The 18,169-nt window shown below is 71.7% G+C and carries 18 protein-coding genes; 8 read left to right on the top strand and 10 right to left on the bottom strand.

Annotated elements, in window-relative coordinates; all coding sequences use genetic code 11:
- Positions 1 to 79: 79 nt before the first annotated feature.
- Entirely contained in the window at positions 80 to 1,354 is a 1,275-nt protein-coding gene (locus AB0I15_RS05165; RefSeq protein WP_358090384.1) for a sensor domain-containing protein, read from the top strand.
- Positions 1,342 to 2,004 carry a response regulator transcription factor gene (locus AB0I15_RS05160; protein ID WP_358090381.1) on the top strand — a complete coding sequence of 221 codons (663 nt, stop codon included), beginning with the start codon at positions 1,342 to 1,344 and terminating at the stop codon, positions 2,002 to 2,004. Before AB0I15_RS05165 ends, AB0I15_RS05160 begins: the two co-directional genes overlap by 13 nt.
- Before the next feature lie 3 nt (positions 2,005 to 2,007).
- Here AB0I15_RS05160 and AB0I15_RS05155 read toward each other — a convergent pair whose 3' ends face one another.
- Entirely contained in the window at positions 2,008 to 2,262 is a 255-nt protein-coding gene (locus AB0I15_RS05155; protein WP_358090379.1) for a hypothetical protein, read from the bottom strand.
- Between the two features lie 183 nt (positions 2,263 to 2,445).
- Between AB0I15_RS05155 and AB0I15_RS05150 the strand changes: the two genes are divergently transcribed.
- Complete coding sequence (locus AB0I15_RS05150; RefSeq protein ID WP_358090376.1) at positions 2,446 to 3,780, top strand: hypothetical protein; 1,335 nt, start codon at positions 2,446 to 2,448, stop codon at positions 3,778 to 3,780.
- A gap of 57 nt (positions 3,781 to 3,837) precedes the next feature.
- Here the strand turns inward: AB0I15_RS05150 and AB0I15_RS05145 are convergent, their stop codons facing one another.
- From AB0I15_RS05145 to AB0I15_RS05120, 6 genes are all read right to left on the bottom strand, one after another.
- Positions 3,838 to 5,241 (bottom strand): hypothetical protein, encoded by a 1,404-nt coding sequence (locus AB0I15_RS05145; RefSeq protein ID WP_358090373.1) that lies wholly within the window; start codon positions 5,239 to 5,241, stop codon positions 3,838 to 3,840.
- Between the two features lie 129 nt (positions 5,242 to 5,370).
- On the bottom strand, positions 5,371 to 7,242 hold the full coding sequence (locus tag AB0I15_RS05140; RefSeq protein ID WP_358090371.1) for a pectinesterase family protein: 1,872 nt from the start codon (positions 7,240 to 7,242) through the stop codon (positions 5,371 to 5,373).
- Positions 7,239 to 8,525 carry a sugar ABC transporter substrate-binding protein gene (locus AB0I15_RS05135; RefSeq protein WP_358090369.1) on the bottom strand — a complete coding sequence of 429 codons (1,287 nt, stop codon included), beginning with the start codon at positions 8,523 to 8,525 and terminating at the stop codon, positions 7,239 to 7,241. The genes AB0I15_RS05140 and AB0I15_RS05135 overlap by 4 nt, the downstream gene beginning before the upstream one ends.
- A gap of 6 nt (positions 8,526 to 8,531) precedes the next feature.
- Positions 8,532 to 9,953, bottom strand: a complete 1,422-nt coding sequence (locus tag AB0I15_RS05130; protein WP_358090367.1) for a glycoside hydrolase 43 family protein — start codon at positions 9,951 to 9,953, stop codon at positions 8,532 to 8,534.
- The gene (locus AB0I15_RS05125; RefSeq protein ID WP_358090364.1) at positions 9,950 to 10,771 is read right to left on the bottom strand and encodes a carbohydrate ABC transporter permease; all 822 of its coding nucleotides are present in this window, start codon (positions 10,769 to 10,771) and stop codon (positions 9,950 to 9,952) included. The genes AB0I15_RS05130 and AB0I15_RS05125 overlap by 4 nt, the downstream gene beginning before the upstream one ends.
- Positions 10,768 to 11,589 carry a sugar ABC transporter permease gene (locus tag AB0I15_RS05120; protein ID WP_358090756.1) on the bottom strand — a complete coding sequence of 274 codons (822 nt, stop codon included), beginning with the start codon at positions 11,587 to 11,589 and terminating at the stop codon, positions 10,768 to 10,770. The genes AB0I15_RS05125 and AB0I15_RS05120 overlap by 4 nt, the downstream gene beginning before the upstream one ends.
- Positions 11,590 to 11,866: 277 nt before the next feature.
- Here AB0I15_RS05120 and AB0I15_RS05115 point away from each other — a divergent pair, with 277 nt between their 5' ends.
- Positions 11,867 to 12,886, top strand: coding sequence for a LacI family DNA-binding transcriptional regulator (locus AB0I15_RS05115; RefSeq protein ID WP_358090361.1), 1,020 nt, complete (start codon positions 11,867 to 11,869; stop codon positions 12,884 to 12,886).
- 210 nt (positions 12,887 to 13,096) lie between these two features.
- Here the strand turns inward: AB0I15_RS05115 and AB0I15_RS05110 are convergent, their stop codons facing one another.
- Entirely contained in the window at positions 13,097 to 13,603 is a 507-nt protein-coding gene (locus AB0I15_RS05110; protein WP_358090359.1) for a hypothetical protein, read from the bottom strand.
- A 584-nt stretch (positions 13,604 to 14,187) separates the two neighbouring features.
- Here AB0I15_RS05110 and AB0I15_RS05105 point away from each other — a divergent pair.
- The 4 genes from AB0I15_RS05105 to AB0I15_RS05090 are packed head-to-tail and all read left to right on the top strand — an operon-like array spanning position 14,188 to position 15,884.
- Positions 14,188 to 14,919: a response regulator transcription factor gene (locus AB0I15_RS05105; protein ID WP_358090357.1), complete on the top strand. Its 732-nt coding sequence runs from the start codon at positions 14,188 to 14,190 to the stop codon at positions 14,917 to 14,919.
- A complete protein-coding gene (locus AB0I15_RS05100; protein ID WP_358090355.1) occupies positions 14,916 to 15,449 on the top strand; it encodes a hypothetical protein in 534 nt (177 codons plus the stop codon). Before AB0I15_RS05105 ends, AB0I15_RS05100 begins: the two co-directional genes overlap by 4 nt.
- Positions 15,446 to 15,634, top strand: coding sequence for a hypothetical protein (locus AB0I15_RS05095; protein ID WP_358090352.1), 189 nt, complete (start codon positions 15,446 to 15,448; stop codon positions 15,632 to 15,634). Before AB0I15_RS05100 ends, AB0I15_RS05095 begins: the two co-directional genes overlap by 4 nt.
- Positions 15,597 to 15,884, top strand: a complete 288-nt coding sequence (locus AB0I15_RS05090) for an ATP-binding protein (protein ID WP_358090349.1) — start codon at positions 15,597 to 15,599, stop codon at positions 15,882 to 15,884. The genes AB0I15_RS05095 and AB0I15_RS05090 overlap by 38 nt, the downstream gene beginning before the upstream one ends.
- Here the strand turns inward: AB0I15_RS05090 and AB0I15_RS05085 are convergent.
- Both AB0I15_RS05085 and AB0I15_RS05080 read right to left on the bottom strand, forming a co-directional pair.
- On the bottom strand, positions 15,767 to 17,275 hold the full coding sequence (locus AB0I15_RS05085) for a hypothetical protein (RefSeq protein WP_358090347.1): 1,509 nt from the start codon (positions 17,273 to 17,275) through the stop codon (positions 15,767 to 15,769). The two genes, AB0I15_RS05090 and AB0I15_RS05085, sit on opposite strands and share 118 nt — an antisense overlap.
- Positions 17,272 to 18,156, bottom strand: a complete 885-nt coding sequence (locus AB0I15_RS05080; RefSeq protein ID WP_358090345.1) for an ABC transporter ATP-binding protein — start codon at positions 18,154 to 18,156, stop codon at positions 17,272 to 17,274. The genes AB0I15_RS05085 and AB0I15_RS05080 overlap by 4 nt, the downstream gene beginning before the upstream one ends.
- Between the last annotated feature and the right edge of the window lie 13 nt (positions 18,157 to 18,169).

Below are 18,169 nucleotides of genomic sequence, written 5' to 3'. Positions count from 1 at the left end.
ACAGCAGGCTGTACTTTTCGTCCGGCGATCACACGACATCCTGGCTCATGTCCTATGGTCGGAGCCCAGGAGGTGGGGGATGCCGACCCAGGAATCGACGGACGAGCGGCGACCGGCCCGCTCGCTGGACGTGTTCGCCCGCGCCCGCGTCACGCTGGACGGGCTCGAACACCTCATCGGCGGCGTCGGCACCGCCACCCTGGCGCTGGTGGCGCTGATCGGGGTCATCACCGTCATGGCGCTCTGCCTCGTCGGCATCGGCCTGCCGCTGGTGCCCCACGCGCTGCGCGCCGTGCGCGCGGTCGCCAACCGGGAGCGGGCCCGGCTGTCCCGCTGGGGCCCCGACGTCATCATCGACCCCGACCCGGTGCCGCCAGGTGTGCGGGATGCGATCCGGCATCCCGCCACGAGCCGGGAGCTGCGCTGGCTCCTCACCCACGCGACACTCGGCCTGCTCCTGGGCGTGATCGGCATGACGCTGCCGTTCAGCGCGCTGCGCGACCTGCTGTTCCCCTTGTACATGGGGTTGCTGCCGCCGGGTGAGATGGCCGGCGCGGCGATGGGGATCTGGCAGGTGGACGGCCTGCCCAGCGGCCTCGGGGTCAGCCTGCTGGGCGTGGGCTGGCTCGCCCTCGCCCTGGCCATCGTCCCCGGGATGGCGCGGTTGCAGGCGTGGCCCGGACGGCGGATGTTGTCCGCCGACCCCGGCACCGACCTGGCGCTGCGGGTCGCCCAGCTCACCGCCACCCGGGCGGGCGCCCTCGACGCGCACGCCACCGAGCTGCGCCGGATCGAGCGGTCGCTGCACGACGGGACCCAGAACCGGATCGTCGCCGTCACCGTCATGCTGGGCGCGGCCCGCCGGGCCGTGCAGCGCGACCCGGCCACCGCCGACGCCCTGCTCGAACGTGCCCAGGACGCCGCCGAGCAGGCGCTGGCCGAGCTGCGCGCGGTCGTGCGCAGCATCCTGCCCCCGGTGCTGGCGGACCGGAGCCTGGCCGACGCGCTCACCGGGCTGGCCGCGGCCTGCCCGGTGCCCTGCGAGGTCGACGCCGACGTGCCCGGCCGGTGCGCCGCCTCGGTCGAGGCCACGGCCTACTTCGTGGTGGCCGAGGCGCTCACCAACATCGCCAAGCACAGCCAGGCCGGGCACGCCACCGTGATGGTCCGCCGGCACGACGACCGGCTCCAGGTCCGGATCACCGACGACGGCCGCGGCGGGGCCGGCGAGGACGGCGGGTCCGGGCTGGACGGGATGCGCCGCCGCACCGAGGCGCACGACGGCATGTTCGAGCTGACCAGCCCTCCAGGTGGACCGACCACCCTGAATGTGAGTTTGCCATGCGGATTGTGATCGCCGAGGACGACCCGTTGCTGCGCGAGGGCCTCGCGCTGCTGCTGCGCGCCGAGGGCCTCGACGTCGTGGCCACCGCCGGGGACCCGGCCGGCTTCCTGGCCGCCGTCGACGCCGAACGGCCGGACGTCGCCATCGTGGACGTGCGGATGCCGCCGACCCACACCGACGAGGGCATCGTGGCGGCGGTGGAGGCCAGGCGGCGGCTGCCGGGGCTGGCCGTGCTGGTGCTGTCGGCGTACGTGGAGCAGGCGTTCGCCACCGACCTGCTGGCCCACGGCACCTCCCGGCTCGGTTACATGCTCAAGGAGCGGGTGGGGCGGGTCCAGGAGTTCCTGACCGCGCTGCACCGGGTGGCCGACGGCGGCACCGCCATCGATCCCGAGGTCGTCGCGCAGCTCCTGTCGCGCAGCCGGCCCGACAGCCGGCTGGAACGCCTCAGCCCGCGAGAGCGCGACGTCCTGGCGCTCATGGCGGAAGGGCTGGGCAACGCCGCGATCGCCGAGCGGCTCTTCGTCACCGACGGCGCCGTGCACAAGCACATCCGCAGCATCTTCGCCAAGCTCGACCTGGCCCCCACCGACGGCACGGACCGCCGGGTCGCCGCGGTCCTGCACTACCTGGAGGACGGCGACCGCCGGCCGGCGTGATCCTCAGGCGCCCAGGTCCCTGACCACGTTGTCCAGGCGGACGGCCAGGTCGTCGAGATCCTTGTCGGTCGGGGCGCCGTCGGGGAGCTGGGTCACGATGTCGTCGCGGGCGGCGATCACGAGCCCCTTGTGGGCGTCGTCCACCTCCGAGGCGGGCATCACCACGCACTCACCCCTGACGAACACGAGGGTGGCGTCGGGGTGCCGGGAGTCCAGCAGCCGGCGTACGCATTCTCGATCGACGAGGGACATGTGCATCGGGTCGTCCTTCCGCTGCGGGCGGCGCGCACAACCGGCCGCCTGGAACCTCATCGTCGCAGGTCACGGCAGGTTTTTGAGATAGCCACACGCCGCCGCCCTATGTGCTCGGTCAATTACTCAGAGTAATCGTATGGTGTGCTCAGTGGCCCCAGCGGCCCCTCAACGAAGAGAGGACTGAGCATGGCGCAGGAACCGAGGATCGACGTCGAGACGAGAGCTCAAGGGGTCGAGCACAGCCTCACCTCCGAGCAGGTCGAGCGCATCTCCGAGGCGCTCGGACGGCAGGGCGTATGGTTCGCCGCCCCGCCTTCCCGCCGGGGCGACGCGCGTCCGGCCGACCGCACCTGGGACCTGGTGGGCGACTGGGCGCACGAGGGCCGCGTGGCCACCGGGCGGGCCGCCGTTCACCTGGCCGAGGGACACGACGAGCTGACCAGGCCATTCATCCTGGCCGACGGCTTCAACTACGGGCCCAGCGACCTCGACGAGCTGTGGCGGCACTTCAACGCGCCCTACCAGAAGGGCACGCCCGGCTTCCTCGACCAGCTCAGGGCGATGGGCATCGACGTCGTGCTGCTCGGCTTCGACCAGCGGCAGATCCACATCCAGGCCAACGCCGCCGTGGCGGCCTCGTGCGTGCTGCGGGCGATCGACGAGCGGCGGGGCGACGACCCGCTGGTCGTCGGCGGCGTCAGCATGGGCGGCATGGTCACCAGGTACGCGCTGGCGCGCATGGAGAGCGAGCGCATCGACCACCAGACCGACAAGTTCTTCTCCTGGGACACCCCGCACCTCGGCGCCTGGATCCCGCTGGTGCTCCAGCAGCTCGCCTACCTGCACGAGGCGCTGCAGCCGCGCTCCGACGGGCCGGGGCAGGCCGAGCTGATCCGCAGCCCGGCCGCGCAGCAGCTCCTGTGGGGCTGGGTCGAGAGCGCCGACTACTCGGGGCCGGTGACCACGTCGAGCCGGCTGCGCACGGAGTTCCTGGAGGACCTGCGCCGGGTCGGCTGGTTCCCGATGCGGCCGTACAAGCTGGGCGTGGCCAACGGGGTCGGCAACGGCACCGGGCCCGACCTGCCTCCGGGGACGCCGGTGTTCGACCTGCACCACGACCCGCTGCAGCTCACCGCCCGGATCCAGCCGAACCTGGGCGAGCTGCAGAACGTCGGCACCGTGCGTTTCGGCGCCCCGGTCTGGACGAGCGCGACCTCGTGGGTGCCCGCCTTCGACGGCGCGCCCGGCGGCACGCTCGACTCGTGGGGCAAGATCGCCGACGCGATGGGCCTGCCGATCCAGGACCGGTACAGGAGCAGTTCCTTCGTCCCGGCGGTCAGCGCGATCGCCCTGGCCAGGGACCCGTTCGAGTGGTCGGCCGACCTCTACCGGGACCTCACCGACCTGCCCAAGGACGAGACGTTCCTGGACGCGTTCTGCTGTGACATCGCCAACGGGCCGCACGGCGCCGTGACCAAGACGCTGGCCGAGTGGGTGCTGGAGCAGCTCGCCGGTTGGTGATCGAACACGGGAGTGCCGGCTCGCGTGCGAGCCGGCACTCCCGTGCGGGCGAGAACGTCAGCGACTACCCCGGTGCACGCAAAGGAGCTGGTCGCGGGTGGCGTTCTTGTCGCGGTAGGCGACGATGGCGGGGCTCTCACCGCTGAAGTGGTGGGGCAGCCGCTCGTCGGCCGTCCAGCCGGAGCCGTTGAAGCTCGACCACCACAGGCTCTGGTCGGAGCCGCCGCGATGCACGCAGTAGAGCCGGTCCTTGTAGACGGTCAGGGCCGGGCCCTCGGTGGCGTGGTGCCCCGGCAGCTTCTGGTCGGGGCTCCACTTCGAGCCGTCCCAGCGCGTCCACCACAGCGCCGAGTCGTCACCGGCGCCGCGGTGCACGCAGTAGAGGTGCCCCCGGTAGACGGCCAGTGCCGGGTTCGACCGGCTGGCGTGGCCGGGCAGCTTCTGGTCGGGGCTCCAGTTGGCGCCGTCCCAGCGGGTCCACCACAGCGCCTGGTCGTCGCCGGCGCCGCGGTGCACGCAGTAGAGGTGCCCGTCGTACGCGGCCAGCGCCGGGGCGGCGGCGCTGAAGTGCTCGGGCAGCCTGGCGTCGGCGCTCCAGGAGGAGCCGTCCCAGCGCGTCCACCACAGCGCCGCGTCGCCGTCGCTGCCCCGGTGCACGCAGTAGAGCTGCCCGTCGTACGCCGTCAGCGCCGGCCCCGAGTCGCTGAAGTGATGGGGGAACCGCTGGTCCTCGCTCCAGCCCTGCTCGGCGTCGTAGACGGTCCACCACAGGCTCGAGTCGCCCACGTTGCCCCGGTGCACGAGGTAGAGCCGGTCCTGGAACTGCGCCAGGGCAGGGCTCGACACGCTGAAGTGGTCGACGAACCGCTGCTCCACGCTCCAGCCCTCGCCCGGCTCGTGAACCGTCCAGTAGAGCGTGGTGTCACCCGCGGGCCGGCCGTCCTGGCGGGCGGGGACGAGCATGCCGGGCGCGGTCCAGGGCGAGACCAGCTTGACCCCGTACGGGCGGGCGATCGAGGAGATCCAGCCGGACTTGGCCTGCACCGAGCGCTCGACGACAGGGGACAGCCAGATGCCCAGCACGCTGCCGGTCAGCTCCCCGATGAGCTGCGGGATCTCGGCGGCCAGCAGCGCGGCCGACTCGTTGAGGTGGACCTCGTAGCCCCACCACCTGGCCACCGGCCAGACGTCGGCGCCCATGGCGCGCAGTTCGCGCTGCAGCCGCTGCACGCGCTCCTGGTCCTTGGCGGTCAGCTCGGCGATCTGCCGCTCGCTCTCCCGCCGGGCCTCGACGGCGTCGCGGGCCGGAGAGTCCTCCAGCAGCTCGGTCTCGACGGCCACGTCCACGGCGGCGGAGGCCGCCGGGTCGTCCTGGGCGTGCAGCAGCGTGGCCTCGCCGCCCACCGCGGTCTCCTCCGCGTCGACGACGCCTACTTTGTCGGCCTGCGTGTCATCAGTCATTTTCCAGCCCCCTGGCGCGTTTGATGTGCGAACTTCGCCATCGTAACTTTGAGTATTGATTCGGTTACTCTAGGGCAGGATTGTTCCGGGTAAAGCCCGGCGGAGAAGCCGCCCGCCGGGCTCCGGCGGTCAGGGGCGCCACCCTCCCAGGTAGTCGCGTACGGTGTGGCCGGCCGCCTGCGCGTCGGTGAGCTGCGGCCGGTCCGCCGTGACGGCCGCGCCCGGTCCGGTGTTGCGATATTCGGCCAGACGCGCGTCCCGCCAGGAGAAGCCGCCCATGTCGGCCCAGGCGTCGTCCTTGACGTGCGCGCCGAGCCAGGAGTCGCGGATCACGACCTGCGCGATCGCCCTGGGGTCGTTGCCGGGATGCCACGGCCGTCCGAGGTGCACCGTCTTGTCCGGCAGGTCACTCTCCAGGCGGCTGCCGACGATGAGGAAGCCGTGGCGGTTGGAGTCGCTGGTGCTGGCCGCCGTCACGTATCCGGCGCCGGTCGACCTCAGCACGCAGCGGTCGAGGACGGCCGTGCCCCTGCCGTAGACGAAGTCGACGCCGCCCTCGATGTAGCAGTCCCGCAGGTACGTCCGGCTGACCGTGTCCCTGTCGGGGGTGTCGGCCTTGAAGGTGTCCTGGTCGCCGAGGAACCTGGTGCCCTCGAACGCGATCCGGTCGCCCACCGTCCGCACCGCGAGCGCCTGGCTGGGGGTGACCGACTCGTCGTAGGCGTTCTCCAGCGTGACGTCCTCGACGGTGACGCCGTCGCCGAGCACGCCGAAGGTGGGGCTGTCGGCGGAGCCGTACGTGCCGCCGTAGAACTTCTGGCCGCCGGCCGGCAGGTCGTACGTGATCACCACGTCCGCGGCGTCGCCGGTCTCGCCCCTGATCGTCAGGTCCCCGCGCCCCGGCCACACCCGGACGATCTCCCGGTACACGCCGGGCCGGACGGTGATCACCGCGCCGCGCGGCGCCGCGCCGACGGCCGCCTGGACGCTGCCGAAGTCGCCGGTGCCGTCGAGCGCGACCGTGATCCGGCGGGGCGCCGGCCGCTCCCGGCCCGGCGGCCCGGCCCCCCGGGTGACGATGCCGGGCACCCGGCCGGCGGGGTCGAGGGCGTAGGCGTAGTAGGCGGACGGGTCGAACGCGGCGCCCGCGCCGTCGACGCGCCCGCGGGTGCCGTCGAACACGTTGCCCCGCTGCACGACCTGCGCGGTGGCGTCCTTGGCCACGATCGGGTCGGGCACGCCCTGGTAGTAGCTGTTCTCGACCACCATGCGGCCACTGCCCCGGATCATGGTCCCGTACAGGCCGACGTCCTGGACATAGTTGTTGTACAGGTGCGCGGCCTCGGTGTTGTCGATGCTGGCGTTGCGCTGGTAGGTGCCGCGGATCCAGTTGTGGTGCATCGTCACCTTGGTGACCACGTTGGCGGTCCAGCCGACGCCGACGGCCTTGTTGTGGTCGCTGAAGACATTCCAGGAGACGGTGACGTAGTCGCTGTCCTTGCGGATGTCCAGCAGGCCGTCACCGGTCCTGGTGAAGTGGTTGTGGTCGATCCAGACGTGGTGGGCGCCGTCGAGCTGCACGCCGTCGTAGTCCCTGCTCTTGCCGTCCCAGTCGCCGGGGACGTAGGAGTCGCGGATCGTGAGGTCGCGGATGATGACGTTGTGCACGCCGTTGAGGAAGAAGCCGCCGTGCACGATCTCGGCGCCGGGGCCCGCGCCCACGATGCTCTTGTCGGAGGCGACCTCGATCTCCTTGCCGTACGGCTCCATCGCGATCGACCCCCTGACCCTGATCACGTACGGCTCGGCGGCCGTGGCGTACCGCTCGAGGGCCGCCTGGTCGGACACGGTCACGGTGCGACCGGCCGCGCCCCCGGTGGTGCCGTCGACCCCGAGCGCGTCCAGCGAGGCGAACCCGTCGGCCCGCGGAGCCCCCCTCGCCTGCGCCTGGGCGGGGACCGGCACCAACGTCAGCACCAGGGCCAGCGCCACCGCCCTCATGAGCCGTTCCGCTTCTTGTACGCCGCCTGCGCCTCGGTCAGCCTGGCCCCGAACTGCTCCAGGAAGTCCTTCGCGCCGAGCTGCCCCAGCAGCACCTTCTGGAACAGCGGCTCCGCCCAGGTCTTCGTGATCTCGTTGAACTCCGGCAGGTGGTACGGCATCTGCACGACCTTGGTCGCCGGGTCGTTCAGCACCCGCTGCGCCTCGGTGATGTGCGGCGCCCGCGCCCCCCGCACGTCGGTGTTGGCCGGGATGACGCCGGTCTTCTCGGCGATGTAGCCGTCCATCTCCGCGGCGGCGAAGAACTCGGCGAGCTTGAACGCCGCCTCCTTGTTCTCGCCGGCCGAGAAGACGCCGACGCCGCCGACCGGGTTCGACAGCACGGTCTGCACCCCGGAGTCGGACTTCGGCACGGAGAACGAGGCCACCTTCTCGGGGCCGAGCGCCTTGATGTGGTCCTGGTAGGAGCCCAGGTTGTGCTGCATGACGGCGATGCTGCCCGCGGTGTCGAACTGCGCGACCATCTTGACGTAGTCGTTCTGCAGGTCGCCCTCGGGCGTGTTCTTCTTGTACAGGCCGGCGTACCTCTCCAGCGCCGTCACGTTGCGCGGGTCGCTGAGCGTGGCCTTGCCGGCGGCGTCGAAGAACTCCGTGATGCCCGACTGGCCGTAGACGACTTCGAGCATCTGCGCGATGGAGCCCGCGCCGCCGCGGATGGTGAAGCCGAAGCGGTTCTCCTTGGGCGCGGTCAGCCTGTCCACGGCCGAGAAGAACTCCGGCCACGTCTTGGGCGGCTCCAGCCCGGCCTCGGCGAACCAGTCCTTGCGGTACCAGAACGCCCCGGCGTTGGTGGACAGGGGGTAGATGTACAGCTTGCCGTCGGGGACGACGTTCCTGACCGTCGTCAGCAACGCCTCGTTGTGCTTGCCGCTCAGCGCGGGGTTCCTGGCGATGCGCTCGTCCACCGGTTCGAGCGCCTTCTGGGCCACGAGGTTGCCCACCCCGGCGGTCGCGATGTCGGCCACGTCGGGCGTGCCGCCGCCGGCGATCGCCGTGTCGATCTTCTGGGGGGCCTGGGCGATCGGGATGCCCACGTACTTGACCTTGATGGTCGGGTTGACCTTCTCGAACTCGGCGATCGCGTGCTGCCAGACGGGCGTGCGCGCCGGTCCGGCGTTGGTGTCCCAGAAGGTGATCTCGGTCTTGCCGTCGGAGCCCGCGCCAGAGCCGCATCCGGCCAGCACGGTGGCGGCGAGGAGCACCGCCGGCACACGTCGTCTCATTGGCTTCTACCTTTCGATGTCCACGGTGAACGCGTCGAAGATCGCCTGACCGGCTCCGCTCCCCGCGGCGTACAGGCCGAGCACCGCCCCGACCCACCGGCCCTGCGTGGCCTGGAAGGGCTCGCCGATCTCGCGCGGCCCCTCTCCCGTGTCGGCCAGGAACGTGACGAGCGCGCCCGCGCCGACCCGCGCGCCGACGGTGACGGGCCCGCCGTCCTCGACCGGCACGGGTTCCATGTCCCCGCACACCAGGACCGTCTTGTCCCCGGTGCGCTCCAGCCCGACGGAGGCGGCGGTGAACCCGACGACGGCCAGCCCCGCCCGGCCCTCGCCCTCCAGGGTCAGGCTCGTGGTGACCGTGCACGGGTCGCCGGGCAGCCGCTGCCCGAGCACGGACGGCCGCTCCCTGAGATCCTCGGGTCCCGGCACGCAGGCCAGGCGGAGCCGTCCGTCACGCAGCTCCCACCACGAGGGGTCGGGGTTGGCCTGCCAGCTCCACTGCAGCCCCAGCCCGGGGCCCGCGAAGTCGTCGGAGACGGCGGGCTCGCCGGGCTCGCCGCCCGGGACCGGCACCGGGCCGCCCGGCACCGGCTCGCCGTCCGCGCCCATGACCGGCCAGCCGCCGTTCCACCGCATGGGCTGCAGGTGGACGACCCGGCCGTAGGGGCCCCGGTCCTGGAAGTGCATGAACCAGTGCCCGCCGGACGGGGTGTCCACCCAGCCGCCCTGGTGCGGGCCGTTGACGTCGGTGCCGCCCTGCTCCAGGACGATGCGGTCCTCGTACGGGCCGAAGACCGACTCCGACCGGAACACCGACTGCCAGCCCTGCTCCACCCCGCCCGCCGGCGCGAAGATCCAGTAGACCCCGTCGCGCTTGTAGAGCTTGGGCCCCTCCAGCGTCCGGTAGCCCGGCAGCAGGTCGGCGTCGATGACCAGCGTGCCCTCGTCGAGCACCGCGCTCCCGTCGGGTGCCATGCGGTGCATCGTGAGCCGGTTGTTGACGCCCGCGCGGCTCTTGGCCCACCCGTGCACCAGGTACGCCTGGCCGTCGTCGTCCCACAGCGGGCACGGGTCGATGAGCCCGAGCCCCGGCTTGACCACGTGCGGCTCGCTCCACGGGCCCCGCGGATCCTGCGCGCCGACCCAGCAGATCCCCACGTCGGGGTCGCCGTAGAAGATCCAGAACCGGCCGCCGTGGTGCCGCAGCGACGGCGCCCACACGCCGCAGCCGGGCCGTACGTCGTCGTACCCGCCGGTCACGGCATGCCCGATGATCGTCCAGTTGACCAGGTCACGCGAGTGCAGGATCGGCAGCCCCGGCACCTTGGTGAAGGTGGAGACCGTCAGGTAGAAGTCCTCACCCACCCGGATCACGTCGGGATCGGACCAGTCGGCGTTGAGCACGGGGTTGCGGTAGGTGGCGGTCATCCCTTCACCGCCCCGGCGGACATCCCCTGGACGAGGTAGCGCTGGATGAAGGCGAAGACGATGACGACGGGCAGTGCGGCGACGACGCCGCCGGCGGCGAGGGCGCCGAAGTCGACGCTGTTCTCGCCGAGGTTGTAGGCCAGGCCCACGGGCACGGTGAACTTCTCCTGGTCGTTGATGAACATGAGGGCGAAAAGGAAGTTGTTCCAGCTGTGGATGAAGGCGAACGAGCCGACCGCGACCAGCGCGGGGCGCAGCAGGGGCAGCACGATCGCCAGGAAGCCGCGCAGCCGGGAGCAGCCGTCCACCCAGGCGGCCTGCTCCAGCTCGTACGGGATGTTCCTGATGAAGCCGCTGATGAGGATCAGGGAGAGCGGCAACTGGAAGACCGTCTCCGCGATGACCAGGCTCCACAGGGAGTTCGTCAGCGACAGGTTCCTGAAGATCTCGAACAGCGGAATGATCATCAGGGCGCCAGGGATGAACTGGGTGCAGAGCATCCCGACCATGAACGCGCCCCTGCCCCGGAAGTCGTAGCGGGCCAGCGCGTATCCGCCGGCCAGCGCCACCACCGCGGTCGCGACCAGCGAGGCGACGCCGACCATGAGGCTGTTCTGGAAGAAGACGGCGAACCCCATCCCATTCCAGACCGTGTCGAAATGCTCGAACGTGATCGGCCACGGCACGATCGACGTGGAGCCTCGCGGCCGGAACGCGAAGACCAGCATCCAGTAGAACGGCACCAGCGTGAACAGCAGGTACAGGCCCAGCGGGAGATAGATCTGCCAGCGGGACACCCGGGTGGAGCGAAGGCTCACGACTTCACCCCGAACTTGCTGAGCCGCAGGTAGGCGATGGAGAAGAAGGTCAGGATGAGGAACGCCACGGTGGTCAGCGCGGTGGCGTAGCCGAAGTCGTGCGACTGGGCGGCCAGCGAGGCGACGTACAGGGGCAGTGTGGTCGTCTGGTGGGCGGGGCCGCCGCCGGTGAGGGTGTAGAGGAGGTCGACGTTGTTGAACTCCCAGACCGACCGCAGCAGCGTGGACAGGATGATCGCGTCCCTCAGGTGCGGCAGCGTGATGTGGAAGAACCGGCGCGTCCGGCCGGCGCCGTCCACCGACGCGGCCTCGTACAGCTCCTTCGACACCGACTGCAGGTCGGCCAGCAGCAGGATCGCGAAGAACGGCACCCCGCGCCACAGCTCGGCCACCACCGCGGCCCAGAACACGGTGTCCGGGTCGGCCAGCGGCGCGGCGCCGTACTCCATGAGCCCCATGTCGGCCAGATAGCGCGAGGCCCCGGTGAAGGGGTTGTAGAGCAGCACCCAGATCGCCGTCGTGAGCACCCCGGAGACCGCCCACGGCGAGAAGACGAGCGCCCGCGACAGCGCGCGCCCGATGAAGCTCTCGTTGACGATCAGCGCGAGCGCGAGCCCGAGCAGGAACTGCAGCACGACCTCGACGACCACCCACTTGGCGCTGAAGCCGAGGCTCTGCCAGAAGATCGGGTCCTCGAACAGCAGCCGGCGGAAGTTGTCGAGCCCGGCGAAGCCGTTGTCCCAGGGCTTGGTGACGTTGTAGCGCTGAAGGCTGTAGTAGATGACGCTGGCCATCGGGTACACGAGGAACCCGAGCATCGCGATCACCGACGGGGCGATCAGTACATATGGGGTTAACGCTCCTGCTCGACGTGGGTTCGTACGGGGCGGGGGCGCCGAGACGACGGCCACGTGACGGACTCCTTCACTCGGTGCGGCCTTGCAATCGGTTGCAGGAAACGTTGCGTTAGCATGCACGCAACGTCAATGGCCGACGAACGCGGCACACGTCGCTACCAGCCCGAATGCCGAAATTTCGAAATTTTCGCCCCTAGAGCCTGGTCTCTTCCCGGCGTGCCGGAGGAGAGTGGGGGGCATGACGGCCGAGGACCCGCCCCCGCCATTGCCCAAGCTGGCAGTGATCGCCCGCGAGGCCGGGGTGTCGGTTGCAACCGTTTCCAAGGCACTCAACGGCAGAGCCGACGTCTCCGCCCAGACCCGCCGCCTGGTGGCCGAGGTGCTCGAACGCCGCGGCTATCCACGGCAGCGGCTCAAGCCCGCGCGCGGCAGCATGGTGGACGTCATGCTGCAAGGGCTGGAGTCGCCGTACGCGCTGGCCATCCTGGGTGGCGTGGAGGACGCGGCCTGGCGGCTGGGCGTCGACCTGGTCGTCTCCGCCGTGGTCGGCCGCACGAAGAACGGCCAGCCCCCGCCCGCCTGGCTCGACCGCCTCGGCGCCCGGGACAGCGCCGGCATCCTGCTGGTCCGCACCTCACCCACGGCCACCCAGCGTGCCTGGCTCTCCGACCACGGCATCCCGGCCGTCATCGTGGACCCCCGCCGCAAACCCCCGCCCGGCCTGCCGGTCGTCGCCGCCGCCAACCTGGACGGCGCCCGCGCGGCCACCGAGCACCTCATCGAGCTGGGCCACGAACGCATCGCCATCGTGACGGGCCGCCCCGGCGTGCCGTGCGCCGTGGAGCGCCTGACCGGTTACCGCCAGGCCATGACGGCGGCCGGGCTGCCGGTCGACCCGCGGTGGGAGGTGTGCGGCTACTTCCAGCGCGACAACGCGCTCACCGCCACCCGTACGCTGCTCGCCGACCTCCCCGAACCGCCGACCGCCGTCTTCGCCTGCTCCGACTCGATGGCCGTCGGGGTGTACGAGGCGCTCGGCGAGCACGGGCATCGGGTGCCCGGCGACGTGAGCGTGGTGGGGTTCGACGACTCGTGGGCCGCCGGGCACGTCACCCCGGCACTGACGACGGTCCGCCAGCCCTGGCCCGAACTGGGCGCGGCGGCCCTGACCGCACTGCTCTCCGGCGACCCTCCGGCCCGCACCGAACTCCCGACCACCCTGGTCACCCGCTCCAGCACAGCGCCTCCGGCGACGTGAAGGCCGAGCACCTCGCCGCTGCGTCACCGGCCGACGCGTGGGGCACGTCCTGCCATTCCAGTAACCAGTTCCCGGCGTGGTGATCGGCCAGGGCCTGGGAATCGCCCGGCGGCGACTCGGCCCCGGGTGGCGCGGGGGTCGCGCCGTAGGCACCTTAGGCGAATGCGTCTGACTCCCCCGCGCGAAGCGCCCCTTCGGCCTGAGGGTGGGCTACCCGCGCTTGCCGGAGGTCACCGTGAACGCGGCCGTGGCGGTCTTGTTGCCGACCTTGACGGTCACCGTCCTGCTGCCCGGCCTCGCCTTCGACGGCACGGTCAGGGTCTTCGTCGCCTGGCCGCCCGAGAGCCCGACCCGGTACGTCTTGCCCTCAGGGCTCGTGACGGTGGCCGTGCCCGACGAGAGGCCCTTGACGAGGATCGTCACCCCGTACGACGAGCCTGCCCGGACGCGGCTCGGGTTGACGGCCACCTTGAGGGAGACCTGCTGCTGCCGGTGCCCGGAGTCCCTGGTCTCCTCATGCCGCTCGGTCCCCTTGGCGGGCGACTTGGCGGGCGACTTGGCGGGCGTCGAGTGCGTCGGCTGCGGGGCCCTGGCAGTGGTGGTGGCGGTCGGGGTGGGGTGCGGGCGGGCACCGTCGGCGAGGGCCGAGCCCGCGAAGGGGAGGGCGATGAGGGCGGCGCTGGCGATGGTGACGGTGAAAGGCTTGGCGAAGCGCACGAGTGGAAATCCAATCCGGGACGGACCTGGCCGAACATCTGAATTCAGCCCCGAAGGTCATCCGCTTGCCCTGCACTCTGCCGACCGAATATGAGAAGCGCCTGTCATGCGCTTATGAGTTGGATAAGTGCAGGTCATCGCCCTGACCTGGGGGCAGTGATGTGCAACACATAGATTCTCTTAGGGAAAACTCAGTCTTTTTCCGGATTCGCTCTCAGGATCCGCACCCGCCTCGCCGAACACGTACGGCGTCAAGATCCCGCGCAGATCACGGCGCCGACCGGCACCACCACCTCCACCTCCAAGTCGAAGAACAAAGGGCGACCACGGCTACTACGACCGCGTGGACTACATCGGCTCGGCGTCCTTGGACGCCGAGACCTACGGCGTCTACGCCTCCGCCGCCAATGTCTGGTCCGGAAAGTTGTTCTAAAGCAGATTCCGAGGGAAGGGGTGGGCTCTGGGTAGCTCTGAGCAAGTCTTAAAGGGATAGGAAGGGCCCGGCCACCGCGCCGGGCCCTTCCGCTGTTCAAGCCCGTCCTCACAGCGGGTTCATCAAACCCTCATCCAGGACCGTCATCGTCATGAGCATGCACACGACCAGCGCGCCCGTGCGCCGAGCCGACGGAGGCTCGATCAACATCCTCGTCGTCGACGACGAGCCCCCGCTGACGGAGCTCCTGTCCATGGTCATGCGGCAGGAGTCCTGGGACGTGCGCTGCGCCCACGACGGCGGCGAGGCCATCCGCGCGGCGCGCGGGTTCCGGCCGGACGCGATCGTCCTGGACGTCATGCTGCCCGACATGGACGGGATCAAGCTCCTGCCCAGGCTGCGCGCGGTGCTGCCGGGGGTGCCGGTGCTGTTCCTGACCGCGCGGGACTCCGTCCAGGACCGGCTCGTCGGGCTGCGGGCGGGGGCCGACGACTACGTCACGAAGCCGTTCAGCCTGGAGGAGGTCGTCATCAGGCTGCGCGGCCTGCTGCGCCGCTCCGGCGCCGCACGCGTACGCCCGGACGCCGGCCTCGTCGTCGGCGACCTGACGCTGGACCAGGAGACCCACGAGGTACGGCGGGACGGCAAGGAGATCAGGCTCACCCCCACCGAGTTCGAGCTGCTGCGCTTCCTCATGCACAACCCCGGCCGCGTCCTCAGCAAGGCGCGGATCCTCGACCGGGTGTGGGCCTACGACTTCGGCGGCCAGAGCAACGTGGTCGAGCTGTACATCTCCTACCTGCGCCGCAAGATCGACGCCCAGCGCAAGCCCATGATCCACACCGTGCGCGGGGTCGGCTACACGATCAGACCCGCCGGATGACGATGTCGCTGGAGACGAAGCTCGTGCTCTCCTCGATCGCGCTGCTCGCCGTCGTCTCCGCCGTCATCGCCACCGCGACGACCCTGCTGTTCAACGACTTCCTCACCGATCGGCTCGACCTCCAGGTCGGCTCGGCCGCCCGCCGCGCCACCAGCGCCGCGGCGCAGCCGCCACCCGAGGCCCGCGAGGTGGCGTTCCTGCTGTTCCCGGGGCAGTCGGTGGACACGTTCGGGGCGCGGGTGCGGGCCCCCGACGGCGACCAGCTCGTCACGGGGCTGCCGGTCACCGGCGTGCAGGCCACGCTTACCAGGCTCGTCGTGGTGGAGGCGGCGGTGACGCCGGCGGGCGTGGCGGTGACGGCCGTGGCCTGCACCCTGCTCGTACGCCGCGCCGTCCGCCCCTCGGCCGCCTGGCCGCCACCGCGACCCGGGTGTCGGAGTCGCCCCTCGCGACCGGCGACGCCGTGCGCCTGGCCCGCGTACCGGAGGTGGACACCGACCCGCGCACCGGGGCCGTGGCGGGCCGGATGACCACGCTGGTCGAGAACCTGCTGCTGGCCAGACTGGACGCGGGCCGCCCGCTCGAACGGGTGGAGCTGGACCTGTCGCCGATCGTGGTCAACGCGGTCAGCGACGCCTACGCGGCGGCGCCCCGTAACCCCGGGCATCCCGCCGCAGGTGCTGCCGCACGTGTTCGGCAGGTTCGCGCGGGGTGACGGGTCGCGCTCGCGTGTGGCCGGGGGCAGCGGGCACGGCCTGGCGATCGTGTCGGCGGTCGCGGCGGCGCACGGCGGGCGGGTGGAGGTGAGCAGTGTTCCGGGGAACACGGTGTTCACGCTCGGCCTGCCTCACCCGATCAGGTCCCTCCTCGCGAAGGCGGCGCCGCCGACGCCCACGAGCACGGCGGCGACCAGGGCGAACGCGGCCGGGGCCAGGAACCCGGGTGAGAGCGCGGGATGGCCGTAGCCGAACGGGGTGAGCAGGAACGCCGTCTCGCCGATCGTCCCGCCCTCCCACAGCGCCACGCACAGGGCCGAGAGCACGATCGTCCCCCAGGCGGCGGGGGCGGCGGCGCGGGGGCGCAGGCCGTACGCGGCGATCGTCAGGCCCGCGACGGCCCAGGCGGCGGGCACGAAGAGCAGGGCCCTGCCCAGTTGGGCGAGCGGCGCTCCGGCGCCGAGCCCCGTGCCGAGACCCACGGCCAGCAGCATCGCCACCGGCGTGGCGAGGCCGAGCGCGACGTGTCCGGACAACCACCGCGACCTGCCGGTCAGGGCCAGCAGCGGCTCCGCGCGACCGCGCCGCTCCTCGGCGTACGGCCGCAGCGCCGCCACCACCGTCAGGCAGGCGACGAGCATGCAGAAGACGTACGTGAAGATCTCCAGCAGGGTGTGCCCCGTCAGCGTGCCGGCCTCGAACGACGTGGACACCCAGCCGACCCCCAGCCCGGCCGTACCCAGGGCGATCGTCCAGGTGGCCGCCTGCCCGCCGTACAGCCGCCAGGCCAGCCCGGCCGGACTCCTCAGCTTGCCTCGCACCGGGCCGGTGCTGCCCGCGCGATCGGGCAGCAGGCCCGCGCCCAGGTCGCGGCGGGCCGAGAGGACGTACGCGGCCAGGCCGAGCACGACCGCGAAGGCCAGCGGAACCAGCGGCACCCACCACCGCTCGTCCCCGTACGCACGGGCGACGCGCGGCCACCCGGCGGGAAGGATCCCGATCCGCTCCTCCGGCACCACCACGCCCGGCACGAGCCCCGCCACCAGCACGCCCACGGCGACGGTACGCGCGAGCGGCGCGCTCTGGCAGAGCTGCGCGGCGAGGAGCCCGCAGGCGGCGAACATCGTCCCGCCCGCCCCGGCCGTCAGCCCGAACAGCAGCGATCCCCCGACCGGGTAGCCGAACCCGAGGGGCAGCCCGGCCGCCAGCAGCGCGACGATGACCAGGTTGACGGCGGCGGCGAGCACCATGACGGCGCTGATGGCGGCGTGCCTGCCGACGGCGTTCGCGGCCACGAGCTCCCGGCGGCCCGCGTCCTCCTCGGCGCGGGTGTGCCGGACGGCGAACAGCAGCCCGGCCAGACCCGTGATGAGCAGGCTCTGCACGCTCGACCGCCAGGCGACCAGGCCCTCGATGGAGGTGTCGTGGACGCGGCCGAGCAACGCCGTCGCGATCGGGTTGGCCGCGCTGATCTCCGCGAACGCCACCCGGGCCGCCTCGGTCGGCAGCAGCGCGGCCAGCGAGTAGGCGTTGAACAGCGGCACCGCGACGGCCACGCCCACCCAGAGCGCCATCAGTCCCCGGTCGCGGCGGGCGATGAGACGGACGAGCGTGACGGCCCCGGCGAACCGCCCGTTCACGACTTGACCGGCTCACGGTAGTGGCGCAGGAACAGCTCCTCCAGCGTGGCCGGCTGCGCCGTGAGATCGACCAGTCCGAACCCGGTCAGCCGCGTGAGCACCTCGCCCGCCCGGCCGCTGTCCACGCGGAAGCTCACCTCGGTGCCGTGGATCTCCAGGTCGTGTACGCCGTCCAGCCGGTCCGGGGGGCGCTCCAGCCGGGCGGTGATCGAAGTCCAGGTGAGGTGGCGCAACTCGGTCAGGGTGCCCGACTCGACGACGCGGCCCTGGCGGACGATGCTCACCCGGTCGCACAGGGCCTCCACCTCGGCCAGGATGTGGCTCGAGAGCAGGATCGTGACCCCCTGGTCGCGGCGTTCGGCCAGGCAGCGGCGGAACTCGGCCTCCATCAGCGGGTCGAGGCCCGAGGTGGGCTCGTCCAGCAGGAGCAGCTCGGCCCGCGCCGCCAGCGCCGCGATCAGCGCGACCTTCTGCCGGTTGCCCTTGGAGTAGGTGCGGGCCTTCTTGCCCGGGTCCAGCGCGAACCGGTCGATCAGCTCGGCGCGGCGGCCCTCGTCCACCCGGCCGTGCAGGCGGCCGAGCAGGTCGAGGGTCTCGCCGCCGGTCAGCTCGTCCCACAGGGTGACGTCGCCGGGCACGTACGCCAGGCGGCGGTGCAGGCGTACGGCGTCGTGCCACGGATGCCCGCCCAGCAGCCGGACCTCGCCCGCGTCGGAGCGCAGCAGGCCCAGCAGGACGCGCAGGGTCGTGGTCTTGCCCGCGCCGTTCGGGCCGAGGTAGCCGTGGATCTCTCCGGCGTCCACCCGCAGGTCGAGGCCGTCCAGCGCGCGGACCCGGCCGTACGTCTTCACCAGACCGTTCACCGCGATCACGGGTTCCATGGCTGGCACGCTA

The sequence above is a fragment of the Nonomuraea sp. NPDC050643 genome (assembly GCF_040654715.1).
Taxonomy (GTDB): Bacteria; Actinomycetota; Actinomycetes; order Streptosporangiales; family Streptosporangiaceae; genus Nonomuraea.
The sequence above is the reverse complement of the archived record's forward strand: the minus strand, read 5'-3'. Positions and strand labels throughout refer to the sequence as shown.